12 protein-coding genes are annotated in these 13,058 nt (G+C 36.1%); 10 read left to right on the forward strand and 2 right to left on the reverse strand.

The features are described 5' to 3' along the window. The first annotated feature begins 74 nt into the window (after positions 1-74). The 8 genes from V7149_RS09510 to V7149_RS09545 all read left to right on the forward strand — a co-directional run bounded on the left by V7149_RS09510 (position 75) and on the right by V7149_RS09545 (position 7,590). Positions 75-2,243, forward strand: coding sequence for a sensor domain-containing protein (locus V7149_RS09510; protein ID WP_335345395.1), 2,169 nt, complete (start codon positions 75-77; stop codon positions 2,241-2,243). Positions 2,244-2,448: 205 nt separating this feature from the next. Then, the gene (locus V7149_RS09515; RefSeq protein WP_335345396.1) at positions 2,449-3,213 is read left to right on the forward strand and encodes a TerC family protein; all 765 of its coding nucleotides are present in this window, start codon (positions 2,449-2,451) and stop codon (positions 3,211-3,213) included. 235 nt (positions 3,214-3,448) lie between these two features. Continuing rightward, positions 3,449-3,955, forward strand: a complete 507-nt coding sequence (locus tag V7149_RS09520; RefSeq protein WP_335345397.1) for an NUDIX hydrolase — start codon at positions 3,449-3,451, stop codon at positions 3,953-3,955. 83 nt (positions 3,956-4,038) lie between these two features. Beyond that, positions 4,039-4,332, forward strand: a complete 294-nt coding sequence (locus V7149_RS09525; RefSeq protein WP_335345398.1) for an antibiotic biosynthesis monooxygenase family protein — start codon at positions 4,039-4,041, stop codon at positions 4,330-4,332. A gap of 766 nt (positions 4,333-5,098) precedes the next feature. Beyond that, positions 5,099-6,082 carry an MBL fold metallo-hydrolase gene (locus tag V7149_RS09530; protein ID WP_335345399.1) on the forward strand — a complete coding sequence of 328 codons (984 nt, stop codon included), beginning with the start codon at positions 5,099-5,101 and terminating at the stop codon, positions 6,080-6,082. A 212-nt stretch (positions 6,083-6,294) separates the two neighbouring features. Next, the gene (locus V7149_RS09535; RefSeq protein ID WP_335345400.1) at positions 6,295-6,669 is read left to right on the forward strand and encodes a hotdog domain-containing protein; all 375 of its coding nucleotides are present in this window, start codon (positions 6,295-6,297) and stop codon (positions 6,667-6,669) included. 197 nt (positions 6,670-6,866) lie between these two features. Continuing rightward, positions 6,867-7,244, forward strand: a complete 378-nt coding sequence (locus V7149_RS09540; protein ID WP_335345401.1) for an SET domain-containing protein — start codon at positions 6,867-6,869, stop codon at positions 7,242-7,244. 136 nt (positions 7,245-7,380) lie between these two features. Then, positions 7,381-7,590 (forward strand): hypothetical protein, encoded by a 210-nt coding sequence (locus tag V7149_RS09545; RefSeq protein WP_335345402.1) that lies wholly within the window; start codon positions 7,381-7,383, stop codon positions 7,588-7,590. A gap of 96 nt (positions 7,591-7,686) precedes the next feature. On the opposite strand, the gene V7149_RS09550 is transcribed toward V7149_RS09545, so the two are convergent. Further along, on the reverse strand, positions 7,687-9,750 hold the full coding sequence (locus V7149_RS09550; RefSeq protein WP_335345403.1) for a molybdopterin oxidoreductase family protein: 2,064 nt from the start codon (positions 9,748-9,750) through the stop codon (positions 7,687-7,689). A gap of 178 nt (positions 9,751-9,928) precedes the next feature. Between V7149_RS09550 and V7149_RS09555 the strand changes: the two genes are divergently transcribed. Next, the gene (locus V7149_RS09555) at positions 9,929-10,990 is read left to right on the forward strand and encodes a DmpA family aminopeptidase (RefSeq protein WP_335345404.1); all 1,062 of its coding nucleotides are present in this window, start codon (positions 9,929-9,931) and stop codon (positions 10,988-10,990) included. 365 nt (positions 10,991-11,355) lie between these two features. Continuing rightward, the gene (locus tag V7149_RS09560) at positions 11,356-12,420 is read left to right on the forward strand and encodes a M14 family zinc carboxypeptidase (RefSeq protein ID WP_335345405.1); all 1,065 of its coding nucleotides are present in this window, start codon (positions 11,356-11,358) and stop codon (positions 12,418-12,420) included. 398 nt (positions 12,421-12,818) lie between these two features. On the opposite strand, the gene V7149_RS09565 is transcribed toward V7149_RS09560, so the two are convergent. Further along, positions 12,819-13,058 (reverse strand): hypothetical protein (locus tag V7149_RS09565; RefSeq protein ID WP_335345406.1); only part of this gene is annotated, 240 nt, incomplete at its 5' end.

A 13,058-nucleotide genomic window follows, 5' to 3' on the forward strand; every position in this document is an offset into this window, starting at 1 on the left:
TCTTATTACTTAGTTTAATGGATTTATATTTATGTAACATTATTAATATTTTTACATTTTAAAGGGGTGTGAAAATGGCTGGAATGTTTGAAGAAAATCAAGTGCAGCCATGGATTAATTCGTTGAAAGAGTTATTTAAAATTGGTCATAAAAATTATCAGTCATTTTTAGGAATGGAAAAGGATATTCAGGAGATTAGCTCTTTCCTTGAAGACTATTCTAATCTAAAATTCGCACTTGATGTTTCAGCAATCGTAGCTGTTACGAACATTAAGGGAGAAATTATTTATGCTAACAACAAATTCTGTGAGCTTTCAAAATATAGCCGTGAGGAGTTAATCGGAAAGGATCATCGTATTCTGAATTCAGGCCATCACGATAAGCAATTTTTCAAAAATATGTGGACCAGTATTAATAAAGGAGAAGTGTGGGAAGGTGAGGTGAAGAATAAAGCAAAAGACGGGTCTTTCTATTGGGTAAAGACAACCATCGTGCCATTAAAGGACCTCTCTGGTAAAACGACTATGTTTATTGCCATACGTACTGATATTTCAGAAGGGAAGTTTGCGCAAGAAAAACTATTAACGGCCTTGCAAAATGATTATCAGCAAATTGTTGCCTCGATGAATAATCTAATCTTTAAAGTAGCTAAGGATCATGATCATTATGTATATACACTCAATGAGGGGCAATTAGCAAATAAATTAGGTTTAGAGAACGGAAATATGAAGAATAAAAAGGTACATGAAATATTTCCTAAAGAGATAACCGAAAACCTAATTCAATATTATCATCAGGCCTTTTTAGGCCGCCAAGTTACTTATCAATATCCATTTCGCGGGAGACAGATATTAACTCATTTAACGCCAATTTATGAGCATGGAGAGATTAAAGAAATTCTTGGCTGCATGAATGATATTACTGAACTGCATCACGCCCAGCAGCAAGTTGAATATATGGCCTATCACGATATACTATCTAGTCTACCTAATAGACGAAAGTTTAGCGATGATTTAAATCACTTAATCTCAATTTCCCAAAGTCGAAATGAAAGAATTGCTTTATTATATCTCGATCTTGACCGATTTAAACAAATAAATGATTCTTTCGGTCATGCAGTGGGAGATCAATTAATTACAAAAGTTTCCTTTTTGCTTAAAAAAGCTCTCTTCCAAAAAGCACAAATTTACCGTTTTGCTGGAGATGAATTTATTATTCTCTATCCAAAAATTAATGATTATGAATGCGCAATACATTCGGCAAATCAAATACTTTCTATTTTTGATCAATCAATCATGCTATTAAACAATTTGGAAATTTTCACTTCATGCAGTATTGGAATTAGTATTTTCCCTGACCATGGGGATGATTGTGAGACATTATTAAAAAATGCGGATGCAGCGATGTATAGGGCGAAATCAAAAGGCCGAAATACATTTAATATTTATGAAAAAGATATGTCTCATTCACAGGAGAAAGCGTTATCAATTGAATATCATTTACGAAATGCCATAGAGAATGATGAATTTGAACTTTATTTTCAGCCAAAGATGAACTTAGTTTCGAAAGAAATTAATGGGATAGAGGCTTTAATACGCTGGAATAACCCTGATCTCGGAAAACTCTCACCTGATGATTTCATTCCTACTGCAGAGGAAACTGGATTTATTCATAAATTAGATAAATGGGTGTTGGAAAAGGCTTGTAAGCAAAATAAGGAATGGAATGAAACTCTTTTTTTCAAGCCAGTTAAAGTTTCAGTTAATATTTCACCTCTTCATTTCCGACTGCCTAATTTTCACCATGTTATTAAGCAAGTGCTAGATAAAACGGAGCTTGCGCCACATCTTCTTGAAATTGAAATTACGGAAAATAGTTTCATAGATCATGCAGAGGAATGTATTTCATGCCTAAATGAATTGAGAAAAATGGGTGTGACTGTAGCCATTGATGATTTTGGCAAAGGGTATTCGTCACTAAATTATTTACGGAAATTTCCAATTCATTCCTTGAAAATTGATCGAACGTTCATACAGGAAGTGGCTAAGAATTCAGATGATATTGCTATTGTAAAGGCTATTACACTTCTTGCACATGAATTGAATCTAAAGGTTGTTGCTGAAGGGATAGAAACGGAGGAAGTCATTCATATATTAGAAAAGATCGGTTGTGATGAAATTCAAGGATATTACATAAGCAAACCACTGCCAAAGCAAGAGTTTGAAACGGTATTCAGCCTTTAAAATAGCAGCATTCGGTTTTTCTGGACAAGTTTCCGATATTGCACTTTTCCTGTCCAAAAAATTTTTATATATCTTCTATTCATTGAAAAAGGGAAAAAGACTATCGCAGATTTTGCATATTTATTCCATTAGTGAGAATCCTAAGGAAGTGATAATTTTCGGTAAAAAATATAGGTATTCGTAGTTATCTAAAGGAGTCTTTCATTTGGAAATTCTTAATCTTTTATTAGACACCTATGCTTCTTTTTTTGATTGGGAAATGTGGGCCAAAGTATTGTCTGATCCTGTATCATGGGGCTATATAGGTACATTAGTTATACTAGAAGGTTTATTATCTGCGGATAATGCCTTAGTTTTAGCTGTAATGGTCAAGCATCTTCCTAAAGAGCAGCAAAGAAAAGCTTTAACTTATGGATTAATCGGTGCTTATTTTTTCCGATTCATTTTTATCGGTCTTGGAATGCTGTTAATTAAGTTCTGGTGGATAAAGGTTCTGGGGGCTGCTTATCTAGCTTGGATTGTCATTAAGCATTTCTGGATGGGTGAAGACGATGAAGAAACAAGTGGCATGAAAAAAGAAAGCTGGCTCGTCCGCACAATCGGAATCTTCTGGGCAACGGTTATTTCGGTAGAACTGATGGACTTAGCCTTTTCTGCTGACAGTATTTTAGCTGCCTTTGCTGTTTCGGAAGAAGTATGGATTTTATTAATCGGGGGCATGCTTGGCATATTAATGATGCGGACCGTTGCTAAAGTTTTTCTTGTGCTAATTGAAAAAGTACCTGAATTAGAAAACACTGCATTTATTCTGATCGCAATTATATCAGCCAAAATGTTTGCTAGTGTATTTGGAATTGAATTACACCATTTAATCTTTTTCGGAATTCTGATTTTAGCTTTCATAGGAACTTTTGTAATCCATAATATTAATAAGAAAAAACAGGATGAATTAAAATCGGCAGAAGAGTAAGAAAGAAGTTTCTTAAAAAATTTTCAGACCAAATCGAGGGGTTTGGTCTTTTAATATTTCCATTTCATATCAAAAATTAATCTTCATTCTAGATTTATGTGTTTGATCCAAGTGGGATAAACGTCTTTTCTGCAGGAGTTATTAAGATAATTGAAGTTTAGTTGAAGAAAAACAGGTGTTTTTGTATATCGGAGAGAATATAAATAGAAATTAATATTTCAAGGTGGTTAGAAAAATGGCAATGTCGGATTATTATAAAAACCTCCGAGAAAAAGTCGGTAATGAACTTATTTTTATGCCAAGTGTAACAGGAATTGTTCGAAACAATTTGGGTGAAATTTTATTACAAAACAAAGGGAATGGCGAGAAGTGGAGTCTTCCTGCTGGTGCAATTGAACTTGGAGAAGCACCTGCCGAAGCAGTTGTTCGTGAAGTATGGGAAGAAACGGGATTATATGTTGTGCCAAAAAAGTTATTAGGCGTATTTGGTGGGAAAGACTTTCGTTACGAATATCCTAATGGTCATCAAGTGGAGTATATCGGCTATATGTTTGATTGCGTTATTCAAAGTGGTGAATTAGGTCCAATTGATAACGAAACTGCTGAACTACAATATTTTAGTCCCAGTAATATGCCTGAACTTGCTTTACCTTACCCTAAAGCTTTATTTTTACAAAAGGAAAATGATGGAATTTATTTCCAATGGGATGAACAGTGGTTAAAAAGTCTTTTTCAAATATAAAAATTTTATATTGTACGAATGGTTCCAAGAGATCAAAAGGAGAAAATTCACAGATGGTATAATCGTAAAATGGGGGTAATTGTATGATATTAGAAGCTGCAATGCTGCAAGTTAAGATAGGTATGGAAGTGGAATTTGAAGAAGCATTTCGTGAAGCATCAGAAATTATTTCATCAATGAAAGGGTACATATCCCACCAATTACAACGATGTATAGAAGTTGAGGGGAAATATTTATTACTTGTGAAATGGGAAACTTTAGTTGATCATACAATTGGATTTAGACAATCAAAAGAGTATCAAGAATGGAAAAAACAATTACATCATTTCTACGACCCATTTCCAATAGTTGAACATTTTGAAAATGTACCGATTTAAAGGATATTGAACAAGCATACGTTGGGTTCTAGTTGTTGTTTTTATATGTATCTATACTAGGTTTCTATTAAGCTAGAAAAATGCGTTTCTACAATAAGTGGAGACTCTTTTTTTACTAACGTGAGTTTAACAAGCCTGAAAGAAAATATTTGCGTAAGCTATCTTTTTCGTCATAGAAGGTTCCCAAAAATTTTTCTCACAAATTAATAAAAATATTCAAAATTTATTATAAACATGGTAAAATATACCTAAAATTAGTGTTGGAGGGTTTTTAAATGGGTGAAATAGTTTGGGGGAGTCCAGCTAGCTTATTTTGTTTAGGGTTTTTCTTAGCGGGGTTAGGAGTTTTTATTAAGTTGTCGAGAATGCCGAAAAAATAAGGTTCTATCTATTTAAACAAAACATGAATGTAGAAAATGGTTGCTATGGCAGCCCTTTTTCTTTGTAAGTGCAAAGATTGTGAAGACTATTAAACTATCTAGTGCAACAGATATAATATTAGTATTACTCATCATCGTAAACATACAAACAAGTTTAAAGGGTTGAGTCTTTGCTCATTTTTAGTTGAAAAAATGTTGTCTTGCTAGTACGATTCATAAAAAAATTTCAAGTAACAGGGTGCTTTGCTTTAACTGGGAAGGCCCTTTTTAATTTAATTGATGTGACAAATTAGTTATCGGGATGAATTTTATTTTAAATATTCTGTAAATTATTTATAATAAAATTGAGCGAACGCTCAACCATAATGGTGTAGGAGGGATACCGTTTGAAAAAATCTAGGATTATTTTTTTTGAAAGAAAATTTCCAAGTGCAAACATGGTTCTAATTCAGGATCAGCTCCCGATTCTTATTGATACTGGTTTTGGGAGTGATGTGAAAGAAACTGAGCAACTAATAAAAGATCATGGTGTTTCACCAGAAGAATTACACCTTATAGTGAACACACATTATCATAGTGACCATGTAGGTGGGAATTTTCATCTTCAAAAAAATTACAATGTGAAGATTGCTGCTCATAAATGGGATGCCGAAATTATTAATTCTTGTGATCCTGAAGCCTGTAGTGCGGAATGGTTAGATCAGCCTGTAGAACCTTACCGAGTAGATAGGAAACTTTCAGATAACGATGAAATTTATACGGGAAGTAGAACTTTTAAAGTCTTGCACACACCGGGACATACGTTAGGGCATATTTCTTTATATGATCCTGAAGAAAAAATATTAATTTCCGGGGATCTATTTCACAAAAATGATATCGGCTGGTTAAATATCTTTCGAGAGGGTGTTGCATCGATCCATCGATCTATCGAAAGTCTGGATCGGCTGTCCAAGCTCCAGATAAAACAGGCATATTCAGGACATGGACCACAAATGGAGAATCCTCATGCTGCCATTGATTTTGCAAGGGAACGGTTTGAAAAGTGGCTAAAGGCACCAGAAAAAATCTCATGGCATGCCTGCAAGAGGATTTTTTCATTCACCCTAATCATTAAAAACGGATTGGCAAAAGAAGAAATCGATCAGTATCTTCTAAATTGTGGTTGGTTCCAAGACTTTGCACGTTACACTTTCCAGCTTCAGCCTGAGGAATTTATACAAATTCTCCTCGATGAAATGATTCGTTCCGGGGCAGCAAGCTGGCATAACAATCATTTAATGGCCACTGCCCCATATCAACCGCCACAAAAGGAATGGATGAATAAGGGTATTAAGCCAAAAGATTGGAAACCTCAAGATTTTCTGTCATAACTAAAAGGGTGGGACGCTATTTTATTTCTATCTAGACTTGGCGGACATCTGTTCCTTTATTTGAGCAAAAATGAATTAATTCCTTATGTTTGTGGACATAGGTTCCGCAATTTTGTAAAAAAGCAGTAATTTCCTGTGTTTTTTCGTAAATAGCGCACTCAATGTCCGCTCAAATTATTAAAATAATTGAAAATAAAAAGGGGAGAAAAGAATTGTCTTTAACAGTAGGCGATATTATTACATTTGAACGGAAATTCACAAAAGAAGATGTGGAATTGTTTACAAAAATATCTGGGGATGAGGGGAATCACCATATTCATCCTGATGAACAAGGGAGGCTTGTCGTTCAAGGATTGTTGACTGCTACATTACCAACAAAAATTGGCGGAGATAACAACGTACTCGCTCGTACGATGAATTTTGAGTTTTTGAGACCAGTTTTTACAGGAGATACGATCATTTGTGAAGTAACAATTGAGCAATTCGAAAAACAGAATAATAGAACTCGTATCTCTGCTTCCTTTTTATGCAAAAATCAATATGAGAAGGAAGTGCTGAGCGGGGATTTTTCAGGAGTGATACTATAATTTTGTCTTGAACGATCCAACCATAACTCCGCAACAAACGACAAAGAACTTGGAAATAACCAAAGGTATGGAAATAGTTAGCGAGTACATATCCTTATGATAAATCGGAAAGACTCTTTTCGAAATAAATAGAGCATATTGTTCAAATTAATGTTACAGTTAGAAAGAAAAATTTTAAAAGTGAGAAGGAAAACAACATGATTGAGGTAAAAACATCTTCACTAAGTAATGGAGAATTCAATAGAGGGGTATTTGCAACATGTGATATCAAAAAAGGAGAGCTTTTACATGAAGCGCCTGTCATTTCATATCCAAACGACCAGCATCAGTACATTGAGCAGACCCTACTCGCTGATTACGCTTTTGAGTATGGGAAAAATCATTCTGCGATCCTTCTTGGTTATGGAATGTTGTTTAATCATTCTTATGAACCCAATGCTATTTATGAGATTAATTTTGAAAATCATACATTCGACTTCTATGCTTTTACAGATATTAAAGCAGGAGATGAGATTCTAATCAATTATAACGGTGATGTTGATGACAAAGATCCATTGTGGTTTAATCAGGACTAAATGGATAGAAAGATATTCAATATTACGTCTGCTTAATAGTGTGACAGATCATGTTATAATGAGAAACTTATGATAATTACAGATTTTGCTCAATATGGACGGATGCCGGAAGGGTAAAATAGAGAGGTGTAAGAGCATGAATAAACGATGGACAATCGGTAAAATTAAAGAATTTGTTGAGAAAAATTCGGATAGTAAGTTGCTAGCAACGGAATATCACGGTTTTTCTCAGAAGTTATTATTTAAATGTGCATGTGGCAGCAATTTTGAAAAAACATTTACGAAGTTTAAAAATAATCACCAACGCAAATGCGACGTGTGCCAACCGCCTAAAGCGTCACGCTAAATGTATAGAGAATAAACGAAGTGCAGATTAAAAAAAGCAACGCTTGGAAACTAATTCCAAGCGTTTTAGTAATAACTATTCAAATCTATGAACAAATTATTTATTGATTCCATCTGATACATTTAGCTTTTCCACCTTCACCCGTCCGGAAAAAAAGGTTGCTCCGCCGCCCATATCTGAAATCCGGTCTGGTGTAAGTGAGTTTACATGGTGTTTTTTACCCGGGGTATCTGCCCATAATCCTTGAGAAACGACCACACCCGGAAGGACCAAATCTCCAACAGCTGCCTTTAGTTCACATTCTCCGCGATTATTCCAAACCCGTACAGTCTCTCCATCTACAATATCTAATTCATGTGCATCCTCATGATTTAAATGAAGCTTAGGATCCTTTTCTAGGGAAACATGCTTCTCATTATTGGAAAAAGTTGAATTCAAGAAATTATGATTAGGCGCTGGAACGAATAAAAATGGGGAATCTTCATCTTTATGAATTGGTATATAGGTTGGAAGAGCCGGATACCCTTCTCGCTTCATTTGTTCAGAATAAAGTTCAATTTTTCCGCTTGGTGTTGATAGCTTTCCAGGAAATAATGGTTTGACATTTGCCTTCATATATTGCTGTTCAACTAAGCCCTCAAAACTTATGGCATCAATATAAGGATTAGTTGGATTATCTAAAGATTGTCTGATCATGTCCTCTTCCGTATCTTTAAAGGCTTGTTCATGATAGCCCATCCCATCCGCAAGCAAACGGAAAACATCAACATTCGATTTTGCTTCTTCATGAGGCTCGATTACGGGCTGTTGCAATTGAATGAAATGGTGCCAATACGAGCTATAAAAGTCCATATTTTCAAAGGATGAGGTTGCTGGCAGCACAATGTCAGCGTATTTTGCCGTTTCTGTCATAAATAAATCATGAACAACAACAAATAAATCATCACGCTCTAGTCCTTTTCTAACTTTATTACCTTCAGGGGCAACAACAGCCGGATTAGAGCTATAAATATATAAGGACTTAACTCGTGGCTCCAGCTCTAAGAGAGCCTGGCCAAGCTGGTTCATGTTGATTATCCGTGTGTTTTTGTTTTCCAATAGTTCTGGACGTTGCAAAGCCTCGGAATTATGAGCTAAATAACTAGAATTCCCCTTAATAGCGCCACCGCCTTTTTCCAGCCATTGTCCGGTTAAAGCCGGCAGACAGGCGATTGTACGGATGGCCATCCCGCCATTATCATGATGTTGAAGTCCATTTCCAATTCGAATATAAGATGGAGAGGTTTCCCCGTACATACGTGCAAGTTTATAAATATCCTCAATAGGTACACCCGTGATTTCAGAAACTGCAGTAGGATGATATTGCTTAACATGCTCACGGAGTTCATGGTGACCGACTGTAAACTCCTGTAAAAATTCCTCATTTACTCTATTTTCATCAAATAAAATATGCATGATTCCAAGTGCTAACGCAGAATCTGTTCCTGGAAAAATTGGAATAAACCAATCAGCAAGCCGTCCAGTTTGGTTTTTATGAACATCTATTACAACGATTTTTGCTCCATTTTTTCTAGCCTTTTGTGCAAGTGCGACCTGATGCATATTTGTGCTCACGGCATTAACGCCCCAAAAGATGATTAACTTTGAATGTATGGTTTCCTCTGGATCGATTCCAAAACTTCCGCCCATTGTGTACTTATAGCCTACTGTCCCAGCCGACTGACAGATCGTGCGGTCTAGCTGTGATGCACCAAGCCTGTGAAAAAAGCGGCGGTCCATTCCTTCCGCAGTTAAATTTCCCATATTTCCGTAGAAGCTATAGGGAAGTATACTTTCAGGTCCGTCCGTTTGGATGAGTTCCTTCCAGTGTGAAGTTATGGTGTTAATCGCTTCCTCCCAGCTAATTCTTTCAAACGATTCTGTGCCTTTCGGGCCCGTTCTTTTCATCGGATATTTCAATCGGTTTTCATCATTAATACGTGCAGTCATGTTACGCACTTTGTTGCAAATATTCCCTTTCGTAACGGGATGATTAGGATCTCCGTCCACTTTTACGATTTTTCCATCCTCTTTATGTAGAAGAAGTCCACATTGATCCGGGCAATCGAGTGGGCATACAGATGGGAATACACCATTTCGCTCATGTACAAAAGAGGGCATGGGTCAGTCTCCTTTATAAGTAGAATAAGATTTTGTTTAAATAATAATATCATAGAATAGATTTTTAGGAGTAGCAACAATTGCTCCTGCAAGTTTGGTTTCAAATAATAGCACAATTTGGAATGATTTTGTTATGATTTACAAGAGTAGACTTTAATAATACTGATGGAGGATTGACATGTATAAATCAGCCGGCAAGAAAATTAGAGAAAGAGGATATACAGTAGGTACATTGAAAACTGGCAAGAAAAATTGCATTACAGATGTAGAAGGTGTAAAAGTAGGTCATGTAACACTTGATTTTCCAATGGATGGGGAGGATTACGCGTGCTCAGGAGTGACAGCGATTCTTCCACACGGCGGTAATCTTTTTCAAGAAAAGGTTGTTGCTGCAAGCTATGTTATTAATGGGTACGGGAAAACGGCCGGACTCATTCAAGTGAATGAGCTAGGTGTTATAGAATCCCCTATTATGTTAACAAATACATTTGGCGTCCCAGCAGTAACCCAAGGGACATTAGAATATATGCTTGAAATGAACCCAGAGATTGGGGATACAACGGGAACGATTAATATTGTTACAGGCGAATGTAATGATGGAATCTTAAATTCCATTCGAAAATTCCCTGTACAATCTAGTCATGCGATTGAAGCCATTACATCGGCAACAACAAATCTTTCCCAAGAGGGAGCAATAGGTGCTGGCAAGGGAATGGTTTGCTTCGGATATAAAGGAGGGATTGGAAGTTCCTCGAGAGTGATTTATGATGAATTGGAAAAAAAGGAATACATAATTGGGTGCATGGTTTTAACAAATTTTGGCTCTAAAGAAGAGTTTCCAAAGGAAAAGTTTTCTCATGGAGAGCTTAATGGTAATAGTATTTCGAAAACATCAGATGGATCGATCATCATCGTGCTAGCAACAAATATTCCAGTAAGTGATCGGCAGCTTGAGAGGGTTGCAAAGCGGTGCGGCATCGGTCTTGGTAGAACTGGAAGCCATTTTGGCCATGGCAGTGGGGATATTGTTATTGCTTTTTCAACTGCTAATAGAATTTCTCATTATTCCAAAGAGAATTATGATACAGGAAGATTCATTAGAGAGGACCTGCCAATCTTTAACCAAATATTTACTGCAGCTGCTGAGGTCACAGAGGAAGCGATTTGGAATTCTCTATCACAAGCTGAAACAACTCACGGAAGAGAAGGAAAAGAGGTAGAGGGACTTTTTCAGGTTTAGACAAAAAACAAATTTCTTCCAACTTTCGACCTAAAATCCTAGCGGCTTGGCTGATTTTTCGACATTATTCTTCCGTTGTTTTCAGATTTCGCTCTGTCGGAAGTAGCATCTTTCAAATGCTATTTAGGAAGAAATAAATAATAGAGGTGTTTTGCACTAAATTTTAATGATAGTGGGGATTTATATAAGCGACAAATCCCCCATAATATATATATTTTATACATTTTTTCCCTATTATAAGATAAATATCTACAATTGATATAGCCTATTTTGTCAAACAATTAGGTCAGTCACTCTATTAACATAATTTCTCTCAAATCGTACAATGAGCGTGTAACATCAAATAGGAATTGGGAGGAACGTTTATGAGCTTAAAAAAGAAGGTACTTTCTGTTTCATTATCAAGTTTAATGGCGTTAGGAGCAGTAACAGCTGTTTCCATGCCCGTACAAGCTGTTGGGAATGGGCCAGGTGCTGGGAACGGTTCAATTCAAACATCAATTCTTCATACATATGATAGTTTAGTTGAATATCTGAAAACCCAGGATGCTAAGCAACAGGCAATGGAGCTAGAGGTAATTGGCCAAACAGTCAAAGGCCGTGATATTTACATGGCAAAATATATTTCGAATCCAGCAAACCCGACTATTTTATTTCTAACTCAGCAGCACGGAAATGAACAGCTTACAACTGAAGGGGCTCTAGAATTTATTAAACATCTGGGAACAGGGAAGACAAAGGGTGTGCTCGATAATGTAAACGTTCTTATTATTCCGATGTTAAATGCCGATGGAGCGATGGGAGATGTTAATTTCTCACTTGAAAATTATTTAGCAGATGGAGATCGACATTTAACACGCTACAATGCTAATTATATTGATTTAAACCGAGAGCATGATAAAGCTCCTAGTCAAATGGAGCCTGAAGCAAGGGCTTTGCATGAAAATGTTCTTCAAAAATACGAGATTGATTATTTGATTGACCTGCATCACCAAGGAACGCTAAGTGAAACAGAAGGGCAGCTTGTTTCTGGTTCCATCCTTTATCCGACTAGTCCAAATGTGAAACCTGAAGTGTTAGAAGGGTCAAAAAAGCTAGGATCAGTTGTATTTAATGCGATTCAACCGACAGGCTGGGGACACCTTGGAAAATATTCAGGAGGCTCGACTAATAATATTGGACGTAATGGAATTGCTGCATATTATGATATTTCTACTTTATTGTTTGAAATGCGCGGCATGTCTGATCATTATATTGAATCTTATGCGATTGGCCAAAAGAGTAATGGCTATTTGATTAAACAAACGATTACTACACTAGATTCAACTGTTCGTGCAATCGCTGACGGATCAATTGAATCAGCCGATACAAGCTTCTGGGATACACTTCCAACACAAACAAATAGACAAAGTGAAGAATCAGATGAATAATATGTAAGTTTGTAATAGATCGTTCCGATTATGCAAAAAAAACATCTCAATTAACATTTTAATTAACAGAAAAATCGCATAACAAATTAATAAAAAATAACGCTCGGATTTGAGCGTTATTTTTTTACTATTTAATTAAATCCGGACAATAGATCCATTAATCTCATAAAAAAGATCCTAATTTATGGCGTAAGCGGACCATAAGTACGTTAATTACGAAAATATACAAGAAATTACTGCTTTTTTACAAAATAACGGACCATATGTCCGCAAACAGTAGGGATTATCTAACTTTATCAAACATTACGGAACTGGTGTCCGTAAGCGCAGTTTTACAAGACGACAATCGTTTTTGTCTCATTGTATTGCAGGAACTTTCGATTAATGTTAAATCCTTGTCAGACTAACTCATTCCAATCCCCGTAATCGCCGCTGCCGTTACAGCCTGGACAATCGAGTAAATTGCCATAAAAGGCAAATTCATTCGCTGGATAAGGCATAAAGCCTCTTCCATAGCATTCAGGACATTTGTTCATGTCTTTCATTTGGGCAACATGGTTTTCATACCTTGCAGCTCTCCAATCATTAAATGCTTTCACTAGACCCATTTTTGTCGCTCCTATCGTTTTTTTCTTATT

This window comes from Bacillus sp. JJ1503 (assembly GCF_036965125.1).
GTDB lineage: Bacteria > Bacillota > Bacilli > Bacillales > Cytobacillaceae > Cytobacillus.